The organism is Thermostichus sp. OS-CIW-32 (assembly GCF_054060415.1).
Genome location: NZ_JBSSDD010000008.1, coordinates 98,430 through 115,403 on the forward strand (window position 1 = coordinate 98,430; position 16,974 = coordinate 115,403).

The 16,974-nt window shown below is 54.9% G+C and carries 14 protein-coding genes; 8 read left to right on the top strand and 6 right to left on the bottom strand.

Translation table 11 applies throughout. The features are described 5' to 3' along the window. Positions 1–86: 86 nt before the first annotated feature. A complete protein-coding gene (locus tag ACVWY8_RS10260; RefSeq protein WP_457394473.1) occupies positions 87–638 on the top strand; it encodes a type IV pilin protein in 552 nt (183 codons plus the stop codon). A gap of 118 nt (positions 639–756) precedes the next feature. On the opposite strand, the gene ACVWY8_RS10265 is transcribed toward ACVWY8_RS10260, so the two are convergent. The 3 genes from ACVWY8_RS10265 to ACVWY8_RS10275 all read right to left on the bottom strand — a co-directional run bounded on the left by ACVWY8_RS10265 (position 757) and on the right by ACVWY8_RS10275 (position 3,347). Beyond that, positions 757–1,707, bottom strand: coding sequence for a glycosyltransferase family 2 protein (locus tag ACVWY8_RS10265; protein WP_457394470.1), 951 nt, complete (start codon positions 1,705–1,707; stop codon positions 757–759). A 17-nt stretch (positions 1,708–1,724) separates the two neighbouring features. Beyond that, positions 1,725–3,044 carry a 2OG-Fe(II) oxygenase gene (locus ACVWY8_RS10270; protein WP_457394467.1) on the bottom strand — a complete coding sequence of 440 codons (1,320 nt, stop codon included), beginning with the start codon at positions 3,042–3,044 and terminating at the stop codon, positions 1,725–1,727. 159 nt (positions 3,045–3,203) lie between these two features. Continuing rightward, positions 3,204–3,347 carry a hypothetical protein gene (locus ACVWY8_RS10275; protein WP_011432125.1) on the bottom strand — a complete coding sequence of 48 codons (144 nt, stop codon included), beginning with the start codon at positions 3,345–3,347 and terminating at the stop codon, positions 3,204–3,206. A gap of 486 nt (positions 3,348–3,833) precedes the next feature. On the opposite strand from ACVWY8_RS10275, the gene ACVWY8_RS10280 reads away from it, so the two are divergent. The 3 genes from ACVWY8_RS10280 to ACVWY8_RS10290 all read left to right on the top strand — a co-directional run bounded on the left by ACVWY8_RS10280 (position 3,834) and on the right by ACVWY8_RS10290 (position 8,709). After that, complete coding sequence (locus ACVWY8_RS10280) at positions 3,834–5,576, top strand: glycosyltransferase family protein (protein WP_457394464.1); 1,743 nt, start codon at positions 3,834–3,836, stop codon at positions 5,574–5,576. 201 nt (positions 5,577–5,777) lie between these two features. Further along, the gene (locus tag ACVWY8_RS10285) at positions 5,778–7,751 is read left to right on the top strand and encodes an O-linked N-acetylglucosamine transferase, SPINDLY family protein (RefSeq protein WP_457394461.1); all 1,974 of its coding nucleotides are present in this window, start codon (positions 5,778–5,780) and stop codon (positions 7,749–7,751) included. Between the two features lie 232 nt (positions 7,752–7,983). Further along, positions 7,984–8,709 (top strand): hypothetical protein, encoded by a 726-nt coding sequence (locus ACVWY8_RS10290; RefSeq protein ID WP_457394458.1) that lies wholly within the window; start codon positions 7,984–7,986, stop codon positions 8,707–8,709. Here ACVWY8_RS10290 and ACVWY8_RS10295 read toward each other — a convergent pair. Then, positions 8,706–10,970, bottom strand: a complete 2,265-nt coding sequence (locus ACVWY8_RS10295) for a serine/threonine protein kinase (RefSeq protein ID WP_457394455.1) — start codon at positions 10,968–10,970, stop codon at positions 8,706–8,708. The two genes, ACVWY8_RS10290 and ACVWY8_RS10295, sit on opposite strands and share 4 nt — an antisense overlap. 369 nt (positions 10,971–11,339) lie before the next feature. On the opposite strand from ACVWY8_RS10295, the gene ACVWY8_RS10300 reads away from it, so the two are divergent. From ACVWY8_RS10300 to ACVWY8_RS10310, 3 genes are all read left to right on the top strand, one after another. Next, positions 11,340–12,308, top strand: a complete 969-nt coding sequence (locus ACVWY8_RS10300) for an NAD(+) kinase (protein WP_457394598.1) — start codon at positions 11,340–11,342, stop codon at positions 12,306–12,308. Between the two features lie 45 nt (positions 12,309–12,353). Next, positions 12,354–12,992, top strand: a complete 639-nt coding sequence (locus tag ACVWY8_RS10305) for a histidine phosphatase family protein (RefSeq protein WP_457394452.1) — start codon at positions 12,354–12,356, stop codon at positions 12,990–12,992. A gap of 64 nt (positions 12,993–13,056) precedes the next feature. After that, the gene (locus tag ACVWY8_RS10310) at positions 13,057–14,016 is read left to right on the top strand and encodes a patatin-like phospholipase family protein (RefSeq protein ID WP_414424644.1); all 960 of its coding nucleotides are present in this window, start codon (positions 13,057–13,059) and stop codon (positions 14,014–14,016) included. 103 nt (positions 14,017–14,119) lie between these two features. Here ACVWY8_RS10310 and ACVWY8_RS10315 read toward each other — a convergent pair whose 3' ends face one another. Both ACVWY8_RS10315 and ACVWY8_RS10320 read right to left on the bottom strand, forming a co-directional pair. Continuing rightward, positions 14,120–15,163, bottom strand: coding sequence for a DUF58 domain-containing protein (locus ACVWY8_RS10315; protein WP_457394449.1), 1,044 nt, complete (start codon positions 15,161–15,163; stop codon positions 14,120–14,122). 264 nt (positions 15,164–15,427) lie between these two features. Further along, positions 15,428–16,585: a DegT/DnrJ/EryC1/StrS family aminotransferase gene (locus ACVWY8_RS10320; protein WP_457394596.1), complete on the bottom strand. Its 1,158-nt coding sequence runs from the start codon at positions 16,583–16,585 to the stop codon at positions 15,428–15,430. Between the two features lie 194 nt (positions 16,586–16,779). Here ACVWY8_RS10320 and ACVWY8_RS10325 point away from each other — a divergent pair. Then, the coding region (locus ACVWY8_RS10325; RefSeq protein WP_457394447.1) for a glycosyltransferase family 9 protein at positions 16,780–16,974 on the top strand (195 nt) is incomplete at its 3' end.

Sequence of the window (16,974 nt, forward strand, 5' to 3'; positions counted from 1 at the left end):
TATGAATCGCCCTTGAGCGGGGTAAGTTAGCACTAGCAGGTGAGCTGCACAGTTAACTCTCTAGTTTGCTAAAGGATCTGGTACTCATGAGCGCAAAGTCTCGTCAGTCTCTGTTGCGGGCCAAACTGGCTCAGCAAATTCTCTCCAAAGCCAAGGGCTTCACCCTGATTGAGCTGTTGGTGGTGATTGTAATTGTGGGTGTGCTGTCTGCAGTGGCAATCCCGCAGTTCCTGAACCAAGTGCGCCGCTCCCGCACTGCTGAAGCTCAAGCAGCTCTCACGGCAGTGGGTCGTGGTTCTGAAGTCTATCGCCTAGATGTTGGCGTGTACCCGGACGAATACACCAGAATTGAGTTCGGATGTCCTACCACTGATGGGGCTGATTCCTGCGGCGCTAGGGGCGATAAGTTTATGAATGATCCCTGGAGCGCCCCCAATTACCAAACACCAGTGGCCGACGTTACTTCTTCTACTGCGCCTCAGGGGATGCGCTGGGACACCACTGCTGTCACGGGTGCAAGCCGCTACGTTAACGCTTCTGGTGAACCTATTCAGTGCACCATTGGGCTGGGATCAGAGGAGACAGTTGTGGCTACTGAGTCTACCTTTGTTGGTAAGAGCTGCAACGTCTTTGACTAGTTTCTATCTTTTCTATCTCTACTTTATGTACTCCGTGGCTCCCTGTGGGGAGCTTTTTTATTTCAGTTGCTCCAGTCTCCCTCAAGAGTAGGCAAGGGCTCTAGGCTAAACCAGTGAACTAGAGCGAGGACAGTAACTGTGATGGGTAGGAGATGCGAGTAAGAATACCCTTTTCGATGAGGTTCTGGTTGGTTTCAGGACTGCTGTAAAGTATGAACTCTTGATAAAGAGCTGCCATGCGAGTTCTATCTCCTGAGCAATAAGCATCCCGTGAGGTTAAGTGAAAAGGCACCCGAATAGGATTAGACTTGGAGCGCCACCAGTAGTCGGGAAAGTTTCCCAGTTGGGCGTATTTTTTATAGTAGTTTTGAAAGCCGCAGTTTAAGTAGTGCAAAATAGAGGGAGACGACGTTACTAGAGTATGATCCCCTGGAATATCAAAGCTATGTACGCTGTTAGGCAGAAGAGAGGGATAGATCCGAGCTGCTGACTTTCCATTCTGGTAAGCCAAAAAGTATTGACTCTTACTAGAGATCTTCTGAAACTGGGTATAGAATCCGGGATCCAAAATAGCAGGGTTTCTCTTAAATAAAGTGACCTCGCGGAAGTAGTCTTCGATCTCAAACGCTTCGGGAGCTGCTTCGTGGTTTAGGAACGTAACCTGGAATATATCGTCGCTTACTTGATCAAACCAATCCAAAGCCATCATCTGGCCAGGATAAAAAAGCTCATCTCCATCAATATGAAGAATCCAGTCCATGCCCTGATCCAGGGCAAGTTGTATAGCAGTTTCTACGTTAAGGATCTGGCGAGCCATAACCTCATAGCCAACGTGAGGTCCATATTTTGGGTAGAGAACATTCCCCAATGCTTGTTGGACTTGCAAAGCTTCATCGTTGGGAATAGCCGTTACATCGGAAAACTGAAGTGCCACCTGAATAGCGGGATCCTCTGGATCGTCAAAGAAGATATAAATATGGGCAATTCCAAGGGCAAGGTGATAGCGAATGAACGACTCCAAGCACACGCCTGGATCCCGAACAGTGGTAATTATGCAAACTCTGGCCATGGTGGAGCTGCAAGCCTTTAGGTGAATTGCTTGGCTCCTAGCCAAGTATTGATAGTGAAGCGGCTATCGGCAAAGGCTTGGCTAGGGCTAAATACCGGCAGGATTTCATGTAGGCAACTGCTGGAGAAGAAGACGATGCTGTTATTTGTAGGGGTTACCTCATCGTATGCCCCGTGCAGGATTGGTGGATGAGGTTTTTGCCTTTGGGTATCGTAGATGCGCAGCTCACCTCCTCGATAAGGCTTTGGCTCTTTGTGGAAGTAATATACGCAGCTCACCTGGCGGAAGGCAGTTTGTGGGTAGGAGTTATCGGTGTGGGCGGTAAAGAAGCAGCCATCATGGCTGGCAATCATCTCCATCTCAAAGATTTGAATGTCGAAGTTCTCGATGCCTAGCTCAGCGAAAATCTGGGGAGCAACAGCCGCAATTTTTTCCCGCAGCAGGGCTCCATACTCCTGAAAGTGGGCAAAGTCCAGCCGCAGGGAGCGACGAAATTTTAGTGACTCGGCCTCGGTGTTGTTTTTACTATAGCTTCTGGAAGGAACAAACTTGTCCTGGTGGGTAATTGCATGCTGGAGAATGGCTTGGTTGATCTCTTGAGGCAGGAAGTTGTCCAGCTTGATGTATTTACAGGGGTAAAACCGGGTGGGTTCTGAAGGATCCGGCTGAGCAAAGGTGAGGGATACCGGGTTAGCAGACAGTAGTGATCCAGGGCCGATTGTTTGGATATAAGCAAGATCCTGTTCGGTTAAGACCTTGTGCTGGGGATCCCAAGTGAGGAGATGGATCCCTTGGCCTAGATTGGGCAAAACCTTCTGCAGATGAAAACTGGGATCTATCCCCATCAAATCTAGGTTGGCTTGGGCTATGGCTCCGTAGCGGCAATGGTTGACCAAGTATAGGGCTGAGTCGGCCAAGTAATCCCGCAGTAGCAACGATCGAAGTAGATGGGTGCGATAATCGGTGAGCTCAGTCTGGAAGCAAACGCCAATCTGGGTCTCTGGGAACCAGTGCCATAGATCTGCTAGAAGGGCAGGAACAGAACCTTCCAAAAGTAGAACCCGTTCTTCTAATCCCAATTGAGAAATTTGAGTTTGGATATCTTCCGTGCTAATTGGCTTTTCGGATGAGTTCTGCAGAGGATCCCGCAGAATCACCGCCAGCTTTTCAGTATAGCGAAGCATTGCCTGCAGAATAGCTGCGGACTCTTCCCAGCCAATCTGGCAGAAGATCTGTTGGGCAGGGAGACGAGCTAAGGCCCAGTCCAATAGCTGGGTGAGACTCTGGGTTTGCTCCAGTTCTAAGGCAAGATCCTGTGCGAGGTCTTGGCGCTGCATGGAGAGGGATCCCTGACGTCTGCTCTAGCTTAATGTACCCGGATCCACCCCCAGTTCTCACAACTTTTAGGCCAGGCGCTCAGCCCTTTGCTGCTCCAGTTCAGCCTTGGCAGGCATCAGTTCCCCAGCGGCAGTGGCCCACAGAATCCAGGTGGCCTCCTACCCTCCCACTTCGCTGGGTACAGCCTCAAAACCTCGCTCGGCATGGGTGGTGGAGATGAGCAAGTCCATCTGGCACGTGTGCCGCCAGCTTTCCATGGGTATGCCATTGTCGTAGGAGAGCTCGTCTTGGGTAGGGGCCATCCAGGCAGATAAACTGGATTCGGCTCTTGCAGACAGGGATCCATGGGGTTGCTTATAACCTATGCTCGGCTTATCGTTTTCCAGGGCAACAGAGATCCCTTGTTGTTGTGTCCAATCCTAGTAGCCTGTAGGAGCTAGAAGAACCTGTCGCTCAACTTGGGGAGTCGAGAAATGCAAGACATCAAGGCCAATGCTCCGCGAATTCTCCTCAATTAGCCAACTCCGCCAGACTATATCCCGCCCCCGCAGCTTTCAGATCGGCAGGTCAGTCTTTGCCCCAAGAGGAGAGCCAAGGGCTTTGGACTAAACTTTGTCAATCTCTCTAAGGAATTGGTGGAGTGCCCAGAGGGAGACTATGACCTCTATGACTTTGTGCAGCAGTCTGAGCAAATTACAAATAAGGAGTTTGACCTAGTTATTGTTTGGACTTCCAGCTTTGACCAGAGTAATCCCCTAAATACAAGGAAGTTTAAATGACCCACACTCTTGCTAGCTGGAGACACCCACCACTGGGAGTTTCCCATCAACCATCTCTTGGCCTACTGGGCTACTGAAGGCTTTGATTACGTCGCTACTGCCTATAACTTCCAGCATTTGCACTGGTTTGCCGCAGCAGGCGCTGAGAATCTTGCCTGGTTGCCTCTTATCTCCATGCGCACTGTTACCCACGATTGGGTGGAAGATAGAGAAAATCAAGTGGTCTTTATCGGCCAACAGGGATCCCGCCATCCCAGGCGTTGCCGGCTGGTTCAAGCCATAAAGAATGCAGATTTGCCCATCCTCATCAAAACAGCCAACCGCCAAGAGGCAGCCAAATGGTTTGCCCATTCTCTGATTTCCTTTAACTGCAGCCAAAATGGGGATCTGAACTTAAGGAACTTGGAAGTGATTTCCGCGGGGGGCTTTCTGCTTACTGACCAGCTCTCCTTCGCCTCAGGATTGGACGAACTTTTGGCGCCCGGCACCTACTGCGACACCTACAACTCCGAAGCCCAACTCCTGGAGAAAATCCGCTACTACCTAGACCATCCCCAGGAGGCCATTCAAATTGCCCGCCGCGCTTATCACACTTTCGACCAACATTGGCATCCCCGCCACCGCATTCAGAACCTGCTGGACTGGGTGTTTGGGGGAGAGCTGCCGGAGCCCTTTCGTTACTCGCCCCGCTCTGATGTGCGCTACTTTGTCAGCACGGCCAGCTCTGCCTGGATAGACACACGACTAGGAATCTACGAGCCCATTCAAGAGCTGCATCGCGTGCAGGAGCGACTGAGGGTATTTGTTGGCCGAGGCTGTCCTGGGGTGATAGCCGCGGACTTGCTGGACTTGCCGCGGCTGGAGCTGTACGTGGAAGAGGGGTTTGGGGATCCCTGTGGTCTGCTGCAGCAGAAGGGAGTGCCCGAGCGAGTTCATGAGGTGAGGGGGGAGCCGAGCAGTTGGCCCAGCTTTGATGCGGTGGTGTGCACGGTGGGAGACTTGCAGCGGCTGGGGCGGCCTTTGAGGGCCAGCTTTGCTTTCATTCCGGGAGAAGATACCCAGCTCCTCTTTGCCAATGCGGGGAACATAACAGAAACTTTTCTCATTGACTTAATCCAAAAGGGCAGCTCTGCTCCGTCAGCTTGGTTGCGGGGGTACGAAGGCCTTGAGTATGAAGGGACAGTAGCCAGCCTGAGCCGCATCTATCAGCCTGCGGCTTCCATTCTTCCTGATGTCAAGGTTGTCGTGGATGTGAGGGCCGGGGTAGGTGTGGCCAGCGCTTGTTTCAGAACTCTTCACCCTGAGGCGGCCATTCATTGTTTCGAGACGAACCCTTTGGCCTTGCACCTACTGCAGCAGAATGCTTTGACTTTGGAGAACTGCTTTGTGCATCCGGTGGGACTGGCGGGGCAGGATAGCTGCAGAACCCGTCGCCTCTGGCCGGAAGATCCTCAGGCCGAGTGGGGAGTGGAGCAGCTGCTCCCTTTCCGGGAAGCCAGGGCAGCCCTCAAGGAGTTGGGTTTGGAGCCCATCGATGTGCTCAGGGTGGCTACAGGTGGAGATGAGGTGGAGGTGTTGACCAGCTTGCAAGAGCAGCTCAAAGACATCAAGGTGATTTACGTGGAGTTTACTTCTGAGCAAGACCGCAAGCAGATTGACCAGATGTTGGATCCCTCTCATCTCCTCTGGCAGGGGGAGATTTCTCAAGGTAACTACGGCTGTCTCTGTTACCTGAGCAGAGCTTACGTTTAGGTAAAGTAGCTGAACAAAGTAAAAAAATGAGCCACGGAGCGGAACAAATACGACTCTCTCTCAGATCTAAGCTTCCTCTTTAGGTCCACCTGCATGTTATCTTGCCTGTAAAGTCATCTTATCCCCAACTGAACTGACTATAACTGGAAAAAACTATACTGGGCAGACAAGTCAGGAGAATTTCTAGCCATCTTGTAGTAGATGTCAGACTGGATACTTACAAACAAACTTCTGGCCGGGATCCGAGCTCAGCAAGCAGGAGATTTGCGACAAGCAGAAGCCATTTACTCCGAGATCTTGGCGGAGTTTCCTGAGCAAGCCGACGCTTTGCACCTGCTGGGAACGGTGGCCCAGACCAAGGGGGATTTGGAATGGGCAGCTGCGCTAATTGCCGAGGCTATTGAGTTAAATCCTTGCGTAGCTCTTTATCATCACAACTTAGGCGTGGTCTACGAGTCTTCGGGCCAATGGGAGAAAGCCTTATCCTGCTACCAGCAGAGCTTAAACCTCAATCCCGATGCCACTCTTTCCGCCTTTCAAGCTGGCAAGATCCTCGTTAACTTACGTCGCTGCGAAGAGGCGATCCCCCTGCTCAATTCCCTGTTGGTAAACTCGGATCGAGCAGCAGGGATCCCTTTGGAAGAGGTGCATCTGAATCTGGCTATCGCCTACCGAGATCAAGGAGAACACGCTGTTGCCTTGGATCACCTGGAGAAAGCATTGGCTTTGGATCCCCAGTTAGAACAGGCTCGTTGGTTTTATCATCTCTACTTGCCGGCAGTCTATCAGAGTGAGGAAGAGCTCAACTCCTTTCGTGCTCGCTTTATCGAGCACCTGGATCGTCTTATTGAGGAAACTCCCCTAGAAACAGAGGAGCAACGTCGCACAGCGCTGTGGGCATCAGGACTGGGAACCAATCACTACCTACAGTACCAAGGCTACAACGACCTGGATTTACAGAAAAAATATGCCCAGTTTGTTCAACGTATAGTCAACGCTTGCTATTCCCAGTGGAGATATCTTCCTCACCAATCCCAGCCAGAGGATCCCATCCGAGTTGGGTTTGCCTCAGCTTCCATGCGAGCTTGCTCTTACAGCCGCTTATCTCTGGGTTGGGTTAAGTACCTAAATGCCAATTGGATTGATGGACAGGCTAACTCGGAGCGGAAGTTTCAAGTTTTCGCTTATCACTTGGATCCCAGAACCGATTTCATGACAGACCGGTATCGTCAATATGCCGATGTGTTTCGACACATTCCCACCGGACTTGAGGATGCAGCCCGACAAATCCTGCAGGATCAGCTAGATATTTTGGTGTATTTGGAGATTGGTCTTTCACCTCTTATTCTGCAACTGGCTTCCCTGCGACTGGCACCGATACAGTGCTCCACTTGGGCTCATCCTGTAACTTCTGGGCTTTCTACGATTGACTATTTCCTCTCCAGCGATTTAATGGAGCCGGAGAATGCTCAGGAACACTACAGTGAAACCTTGATCCGGCTACCTCATTTGGGCACTTGCTTCGAAAAGCCGGTTTTGCCTCAGCAAAAGCGCTATCGAGAGGATTTCGGCCTGCGCAGAAACGCAGTGGTTTACCTAGCTTGTCAATACTTGGGTAAATATCTGCCCCAATACGACTATCTTTTTGCCGCTATTGCTCAGCGAGTGCCCAACGCTCAATTTGTTTTTTTGGCTCTACCCAATGCTGCTATTGCCCGACAATTTCGGGAACGGCTCACCCAGGCTTTTTCTTTGTATGGCCTCAATGTAGAAGACCACTGCCTGATCCTGCCCGGATTGGATTATCAAGACTACTTGGATCTCAACCGCTGTGCCGATCTTATGTTAGACTCCTATGGCTGGTCAGGTGGGATCACCACCTTAGAGGCCGTTGCGGTCGGATTGCCTGTGATCACTTGCCCTGGAAAGCTGATGCGGGGGCGGCATACCTATGCCATTCTCAAAAGAATGGAGCTGGACAGTTTAATTGCCTCGGATCTGAAAAGCTACGAGGATTTGGCCGTAAAACTGGGATCCGATCCTGAGTTTCGCTACCACATGGCTGAGGAGGTTCGGCAGCGATGCCACCTACTCTTCGAAGATCGAGAATGTGTGGCAGCCCTAGCTCATTTCTTTCTCACCCTCACCAAGAAGCCCGACGCTGGTCGTGATTAGCCCACCGCGAAAAAGGGTTTTGCTCTGGATCCCTTCCTGAGGACAAAATTGGCTCAACGGCCCCACTACGCCCTTGAAGCTCCCTTCTCGAGGTCAACAGCGGAACAGCTCCCCCAGGCCGGTGCAAGCCTAAACGTGGGAAAATCCTGTCAGTGATCTGCATTTTGCTGAGAATTGCTCAGAGCATCGTAATCTAGAGGAACATTGACATCCGGTGTCCGGAGGAGTGCTTATGCCAGGGCTAGCATCGAATGCTTCTAGAGCTCCGCAGGGATCCCTGCAGAGGCTGTTCTTGGGCCTTTTGGCCTCGGCTGCGGTTTTGGCAGGCTGTGGAGGAAGTGGAGGGAGTACAATACCGCCTCTGGTGAACGTCTGCGAACAAGCCTTCAGCCCAGACTTTTTCGCTTCGATTGGCCTCCGCCGACAGGGGGATAGGCGCAGTGGAACCTTGGGGCCGAATAGCCTTTTGGAGTTTTATTTTGATGAGGAGGGCAATTTTCGAAATGCCCGGGAAGTTCCACCTCCCCCTGGCACGTTTACCTTTTATGTCGATGGATTCCTTTACTTTCCTTCTGCAGCCAATGTTACAGGAGTTACTATCCGCCTAACTAGTCCAGTCTTCGACCCTGTGCTGGTCATCTTTGGTCTTGATGTCAACAGGGAGACTGATCCGGAATTCTTCTTCATCAACGATGACGCAAAGCCTGGTGATTTCACCACCTCTGAGCTGACCATCCCAGTACGGCAAGACCGCTGCTACTTGCTCCTGGTGGAAAGCTACTGGGCGCAAAATGCCTCTCCAACGGCTGGGCCGGGTAGCCCTGGGCGAGGCCCTTACACCATCGAAGTTGTGAGCGAAAGCTTTGCTGCTCCTCCTCCACTGCCTCAACGGCAACAGAAACCGGAGGATAGAGAAAACGGCGGTGGCGGAGACCGAGGGGGGGGTGTCGGCCTCTAGCTCTGGCGGGTGAGCTTGATGGCAAAGTCAGCGCTGCCACAGGTGGCTCTGCCGCGAATCACGCGCCCGTCAGGGCTGACCGTGCCACTCCAAGCAACGGTTGGGGTACCGCTACCCCCTATTCTGCCGCTAACAGAAAGTTGGTTGCCGATGAGCTGGCCACTGCGCTCAGAAAAGCTGGGGGAGGAAACGCTGATCTGGTTGCCCTCCTGACGAATGGAGACGGTTTCCTGGACGCCAGCCGCAACATTGACCTTGCACAGGGATCCCTGCCAGATAAAAGATCCTCCCTCGTAAAGCCACTCGCCGCTGAGGGCCAGCTCTGCCGCAGGCGTTGGCGTTGCCGGGGCAGGTGTGGCGGTGGGAGTAGGAGGTGGAGGCGGGGTGGGGGTAGGAGTACGAGGGACAAGCGGGGTGAATCGAGGGATAGGGGTAAGCGTCGGTGTCGGAGTGGGTGTTGGCGCTGGAGTCGGGGTGGGCGTCGGTCTCGGAGTGGGTGTTGGCGCTGGAGTCGGGGTGGGTGTCGGTCTCGGAGTGGGTGTTGGTGCTGGAGTCGGGGTAAGCGTCGGTGTCGGAGTGGGTGTTGGCGCTGGAGTCGGGGTGGGCGTCGGCGTTGGAGTTACCTCAGGGGTAGGCGTGGGGGTTGCTTCGGGCGTAGGGGTAGGCGTAGAACCGGGAGTTGGGATCCCTAGGATTGGTTTTACGGGTATAGGCTCTATGCGTATGGGCTCTACCTTGGGTTCGGGAGTTGGGGTGCGATCCGGCTGTTCCTGGGTATCGCGAACCGCTGGACGTGGCCACAGCAAAAAGGCGGCCAGCAAAGCCATAACGCCTAGGGATCCCCCGGCCAAAACCCACTTCAGGTTGCTGTCGGAAGGTTGCAGAACCGTTTGGGGGGCAGCTTGCCGCAGAGGGCGAGTGCGGGGAGTATCGGTTCGTGCCGGCGTGGCAGGGCGAGCGACGGGGGGATCCTGAACGGTCGGGAGAGCGTTGCTGGCTGGGATCACTGTGGAGGGCGTTTTGGGAGTTTCATCCTCACTTTGAGGGGAGGGATCCGGTGTTTCCGGCGGAGCTTCTGCTGAGGAGGGTTCCCGCTCGGTGATGTAATAGGGGATCCCTGCACCTGGGGAGGGGGGAGAGACCGGCTCATCTTCGATGAGATCCAGATCCTCATCGCGGATATCTTCAAAGGCTCCAGAAGCTGATCCTGTATTGCGGGTGGTTTGGATTGGTGGCTTGGGGTCAGAAGAGGGTGGAGCATCCTGTTGAGGCTTGGCACTGCCGGTGGGCAGGATCACAGTGCTGGCTTGGCCACTAGAGAGTTGGGTGGTTGCCGTCAGGTCATAGGCTTGCAGCAGTCGTTCCCCCAGCTCCCGCATCGTTTGCGGTCGTTCGTCTGGGTTTTTTTTCAGGCAATCCATCACCACGGCTGCTAAAGGGGGGGGGATCGGCTGGGGGGCTGCCTTCGGGTTGATCTCGATTGGGCTTTCGTAGCAATGGGCGTGGATCCAGCTGTGCAGGGAGTCGGTTTCCAGCTGAAAGGGCATGGATCCCGTCAGCATCTCGTAGAGCACTACCCCAAAGGAGTAGATATCCGAGCGGGCATCCAAGGCTTTGCCCCGTATCTGTTCGGGAGAGGCGTAGCGAGCTGTGCCGATAAATCCTCCCCCTTTTTGGGTGCCCAGGCTGAGGGTGTGATCCGCCAGGGTTTTGGCCACGCCAAAGTCGAGGATTTTCAGTTGGGGGATAAGCTTGCCATTTTGAAAAACTTGCTCGATGAAGAGGTTGCTGGGTTTGATGTCGCGATGGATAACGCCTCGAATCTCGCGACCCTCTACCTTGGCCTGAAACGTGTGGGCAAAGTGCAGCCCCTCACAGGCCTGCAAGGCTAGTCGAACGGCTTGTCGAACCGGCAAAGCCCCTTTTTCTCGGATCAGCTTGCCCAGATCCTGCCCCTTGAGGTACTCCATCACCAAGTAGGCCTGCTCCCCCTCTTGGCCGTGATCCAAAACCTTGACGATGCGAGGATGCTGCCCCAGAAGGGTGCTAACGCGGATCTCTTCGGCAAAGCGACGGCGCAAGTCTGTCTGGAAGTCGCCCCGGCTCAGCAGCATGGGGGCATAGAGGATCTTGACGGCTACCTCTTGGCCGTTGTTGCGTAAGTCTAAGGCGCGGAAGACGGATCCCATACCACCGCTACCAATTTCTTGAATCAGCTGGTAGCGGTTGCCCAAAATGCGGTTGGTGAGATCTGCGGTCATGGGTTTGCAGCTTGGAGAAGAGGAATTGCAGGGGGAATGTCCATACCATAAACCGAATTGCTGAGGTCTGCACCAGCCTACGCCGGTGGCTGAACTCAGGGATCCGGATTGGGGCCATCTGTTGGAAATGGCGGGGTTTTCGGTTGATTCTTCAAGGTGACTTCTCAGATTTACTTAACTGTTACTTAAAAGTTGTAGAAGAAAGCTCTGGCGGGGGCAGTGACGCTCAAGGGAGAGCTGCGGTGATCGGTTTCACCGTCCAAGAGAACATTTTCTGGTTAACTTTGGGGGGGAGAGTCTGGATTATCCTGAGCAATCCCCAGCCTGAAGAAGGGGACAATCGACAGGGATCCCTTGATGAGGTTGACCATGGACTTGGGCTTGGTGGTGATTGCCTACAAAGAGGGGGATCGGGAGAGCAAAGCCGCCTGCCAGAGGTGTGCGGAGCAGTTGCGCCGGCGCGGTGTTACGGTGTTAACGGCTCCCACCGGCTTGCACCACAACCCCTACCCAGTCTTTTTGGAGGCCACCTCGGATCCCATCGATCTGGCAGTGGTGCTGGGCGGAGATGGCTCGGTGTTGGCGGCGGCACGATACCTAGCCTCCTATGGGATCCCGATTTTGCCAATCAAAGTGGGGGGTAGGCTGGGGTTTTTGGCCCAGTCGGAGCGGGTGCTGCAACAGGATCCCTGGGATCGCATTCAGGCAGGGGATTTTTTCTTGCAAGCCCGCATGATGTTGCAAGCCCAGATTTGGGAACAGCCGCAGTTGGGGCAAGGGGATCCCTTGGCCGCCCGTGGAGAGGGAAAGTCGCAAGGCTGTTCGGCCAGCGAAGTCTACTATGCCCTCAATGAGATCTGCCTGAAGCCGATCAACCGAGAACGGCTGCCTGCCGCGATCATGGAGATCGAGGTCAACGGAGAGATTTTGGATCAGTACCACGGGGATGGCGTGCTGGTGGCCACACCGACGGGATCCACCTCTTACACTCTGGCAGCCAATGGCCCCATCCTCGAGCCCACCCTCGACGCCATCATCATCACCCCTATTTGTCCCCTGAGTTTGTCTAGCCGTCCTATTGTCATCAGCGGCACAGCCAGGGTGGACATTTGGCCTCTTGCCGATCCCGAAGGGTTGACCCGCCTGTGGACAGATGGCGTGTTGGCTCAGTCGGTGAATCCCGGCCAGTGGGTTCACATTCAGCAAGCGCCTACACCGGCCAAGCTGATGATCCTGGAAAAAGATCTCTCCTACTTTCGCACTCTGCGGGAAAAATTGCAGTGGGCGGGCAGCCGCATCTACATCCCCACCACCAACCACCGCCCCGAAGGGGGATAAGGAGAGCTAGAGTGGCGAAGTTCACCACCCATCCGCACATCTCCCATGAGCCTGAAACTTTACCTCCTCAGACACGGCGAAACCCCCTACAGCCGTTCCGGCGGCTTTTGCGGCGCTCTGGATCCCGACCTCACCCCCGAAGGCAAACAAATGGCAGAAGCCTTTGCCGCAGCCTATGCTGGGATCCCTTGGCAAGCTCTCTACGTCAGCCCAATGCGGCGCGCCTTGGCTACCCTAAGCCCCCTGGCCGAGAAAGTTGGCTTGCAGATGCAGATTCGAGAGGGCCTAAGAGAAATTCACTACGGCGAGTGGGAGGGCAAAACCCACGCTGAGGCGCAAGAAGCCTACCCAGAAGCCTATTGGCGCTGGATGACCGAGCCGGCCTGGAACGCGCCCCCAGGGGGGGAAACCGCTGTGCAAATTGCCAATCGGGCTATGCCGGTTGTGGCTGAGATCCAGGAAAAATGGACCCATGGCAACGTCTTGATCGTCTCCCACAAAGCCACCATTCGGGTCATTCTCTGCAGCCTGCTGGGCATTGACCTGGGTCGCTACCGGGATCGCATTGAGGTTTTGGCCGCCTCGGTCAGCGTGGTCAAGTTCGACCGCTATGGCCCCCTTCTGGAAATCTTAGGGGAACGCAGTTATCTGCCTTCCGATCTGCGGGAAAGGGCAGGTACCTAATTGTTAGAGGGAGCAAGGTTTAGGATTCTTGAGGTCTTTTGGGTCTCTTTTTGAGGGAGCAATCATGGGCAAAAAACTGGGATTAGCACTGGGCAGCGGCGGAGCCAGGGGATGGGCTCATATTGGTGTGATTCGAGCTCTAGAGCGGGCTGGGATCTCCGTTGACTACATTGCTGGGACGAGCATTGGCGCTTTTGTGGGAGCCATTTATGCAGCGGGAGAACTGGATGAGCTGGAAGACTTTGTGCGAGATCTCAACTGGAAGATGATCCTGTCTTTGTTTGATGTGGTCTTTCCCACCTGTGGCCTTTTGGATGGCAACAAAATTTATGAGCTGCTGACAGAACATTTGCAAGAGCTGTGTATTGAAGAGGCCGGGATCCCCTTTTGTTGTGTGGCTACCGACTTGATCACAGGCCAGGAGGTGCTGTTGCGTTCGGGCAAAATGGCAGATGCCGTGCGGGCCAGCATCTCTATCCCAGGAATTTTCACTCCCTTTCACCACGAAGGGCGCTATCTCGGAGATGGGGGCATTGTCAACCCGGTGCCAGTGCGGGTGGTGCGAGAGATGGGGGCCGATGTTGTTGTTGCGGTCAATCTCAACCATGTGGATCCCGCGGATGTGGAGTCGCAACTGGAAGAAACAGAGGTGGAAGAAACCCTTCAACGGCGACAGCGCTTGAATGCTGAAGGAGAAGTGATCGAAGAAGAAACCAACTTCATCACCCGCATTCGCAAACGCTATCAATCCCTACAACAAGGGATCCAAGAAAAAATTAGCCAATGGTTTCCAGATGAGCCCTCTGGTCCCAATATTTTCGACGTTATTGGCAAGACGTTGAACGTGATGGAGCAAATCGTTACCCGCAGTGTTTTAGCCGAACATCCGCCGGATTTGCTCTTACAACCCAAGCTGAGCCAGTATGGGATCTTCGATTTTCATCAAGCAGATCCGATTATTCAGGAGGGCTATCGACAAATGCGGCGGGCCATTCCAGAATTGCGACAAAAGTTGGAGCAGTGAACCACCACTTCTTCAGCAGTTTAACCTAAAGCTTTGCAAGGATCTGCGCCCAAGCTTTCCAAACAATCTCAGATGGATCCTGCTATCAAAATGGGCCTGAAGCTCACTCAATTGGGATAAATTGCAACAGCGATCCCGTGTGGATGAGATGGGCCGGGGCAGATTTTCCATCCTGGCCAGGATGGGCCAGCAGCACACAGCGATCTTGAGGGGTGAGGTCAAACTCGACAGAGGGATCAGGTTCTCTTTCCAGTGGAGGGCTGAGCTGGGGATCCCCGACAAAAGTAAGTCGTGCCAACACGGTCAGCAGGTGATCTTGATGGGCCAGGTCTGACCCAAAAGGAGTCCGCTCTTGTAACGTAACAAGTGCTACCGGGTAACCTTCTCGCATCAAGTAGAAGAGGATCCCGGCACAGCGCTCTACAGCTCGCTCCAACTTGTCTCGATGGATCTCGGGCCTCTCTTTCTGGGGCTGCCAGCGGTTTTCAAAACAGAGGGTGATGGCCTGGGCTCGTGGACGCTCCAACTCCCGCACGATCAGTTGATCCCGTTTGGCCGAGATCTTCCAGTGGACAGAACGCACATCGTCGTGGGGTCGGTAGGGCCGTAAGCTCAGGTAGTCTCCCTCTCGACCAGGCTGGGGGCGCAATTGGTTGCCGCTGCTGAGCTGATCCCACAGCGCCAATCCTTGAACCGGGGCGAGCCGCGGAAACACGATCACCGTTTGGGGATCCCTAATTGCCACCGCCTTGCGGAAGAGTTCAAATGGGAAGCTGGTGGCAACTTCAAAACCCTGCAACTGCCAGGCTCCCCGCCTTGAAAAAGTATGCTGGTAAAAAGTGTCCACCTTGGCATCGGGATCCACCCGCAAAACATAGCTGGAAGGCCAATCTTCCCGCCTCAGCCCCTCAATGCGTTCGCTCACCTGCAACGAGAAGCTGGGCAGGCGCCGTTTGCGATTGACCAGCGTGAGACCCACCAAGACAGGCTGGCCGGCGAAAATGCGGCTAGGCAACTGCCGGCTGACCTCCAGATCTTTGAGGGTGAGATCAGAGAGGGTACCACTGATGAGAATAAGGCTGAGCAGCATCCCCAGCAACAAGTACAGGGGATTGTTGCCGGTGTTGAAAGCAGCAATACTGACCAACAGGGCGATCCCGACAAACCGCCCCCCAATACGGGTAAGGCGGAAGCGGCGCAGAAAACGAACCTGGCGCCCTGATTTCTGCTCTGAGGAGAAGATCCCCAGGCTTCCCGTCCGTTGAAGCAGTAATGGAACTAGTTTTCGGCTTAGTTTCCACAACACCGCAGTCCCCTCATCACTCCTTCATCCCCGGCCCCTCTCCAAAGGAGAAAGAGGTCTGGAATCTACAAGCTGCTTCAGTGTAATTTGAAATCACCATAACCAGTGCTACGGGCAGGTTTTTTCTGAGAGGATTTCAGCAATGGCCGCAGCCACCCGTTTTTGTTGACAGGTGGTCAACTCAGGAAAACACGGCAAAGACAACACCTGAGCCGCACATAGCTCGGCATTGGGCAGATCCCCCCGCCTGTAGCCCAGCCGCCGGTACACCGGCTGCAGCGGCAACGGCAGAGGATAGTAAACCCGACTGCCAATGCCCCGCTCCTTCAGACCCTGCTGCAAATAGTCCCGCCGCCGCCCATCCGTCGCCTCAGAACCCACCACCCGCACCGTGTACTGGTGCCACACCGAGTTCCCCCCCACCCCCACCTGGGGCAACATCAAGCCCGGGATCCCTTGCAGCAAGCGGTGGTAACACTCCGCAATCCCCTGCCGCCGCCAGTTCCACTCCCGCAGATAAGGCAACTTCACCGAGAGAATCACCGCCTGCAGCGCATCCAAACGACTGTTGAGACCCAGATACTCGTGGTGGTACGGACGGGTCTGCCCATGCTCCCTGAGAGCCCGCACCCGCTTGGCCAGTTGCCCATCCCGCGTCACCACCGCCCCCCCATCCCCAGCCGCCCCCAGATTCTTGCTGGGAAAAAAGCTGAAGCAGCCCACCTCCCCCCAAGTGCCCACCGGCCTGCCCCCCCAGCAGGCCCCCACCGCCTGGGCACAATCTTCCACCACCGCCAAGCCGTGCCGCCGGGCAATAGCCAGAATCTGGGTCATGTTGGCCGCCTGCCCAAACAAATGCACCACCACCACCGCCTTGGTGCGGCAGGAGATGCTCCTTTCCAGCAGCTGCGGATCCAGGTTAAAGGTGCACGGATCCACATCCACAAACACCGGACGCGCCCCCACCCGGCTGATGGCGGCAGCCGAGGCAAAAAAACTGAAGGCGCTGGTGAGCACCTCATCCCCCGCCTGGATGCCCAAAGCCTGCAAAGCCAACACCAGGGCATCGGTACCGGAATTGCAGCCGACGGCCTCCAGGGGGCCACCCCCCAAAAACTGGGCAAACTGCTCCTCAAAGCGCTGCACCGCCGCCCCGCCGATGTACTGGCCAGAGGCCAGCAGAGCCTCCACCTGCGGCTGCAACACCGCGGCCAAAGCGCGGTACTGCCCCGTCAAATCCAACAGCGGAATCGGCTCCTCCGTCATGGTGCTGCCTTTGGAGAAGGTGGCGGCCACAGCCCATCATCGCGGATGAGAGCCTGGGTAGACAACGCTCTGGCCCAGAAGGGTTCTGGGGTCTGTCTTCCGCGGGTCGAGCTGGCCCTGAATCTATCCACCCAATCTGAGATAGAGTAAGCGGGGATCCCCTAGGCTGGATACAGCTTTCTACAGGATGCTTTATGCAGGCGGTTTCTCCAGCAGCTAAAGCCCCTTTGGCACCTCGGATTCTGGCTTTGGTGCCGGGCGGGATTGGTGACCAGATTTTGTTTTTCCCCGCCCTGGCCAGTTTGCGGCAGCGCTTCCCGGAGGCGGAGCTGGAGGTGCTGGTGGAGCCGCGGGCAGCAGGGGCTTATGAGGTTTGCCCTTCGGTGAAC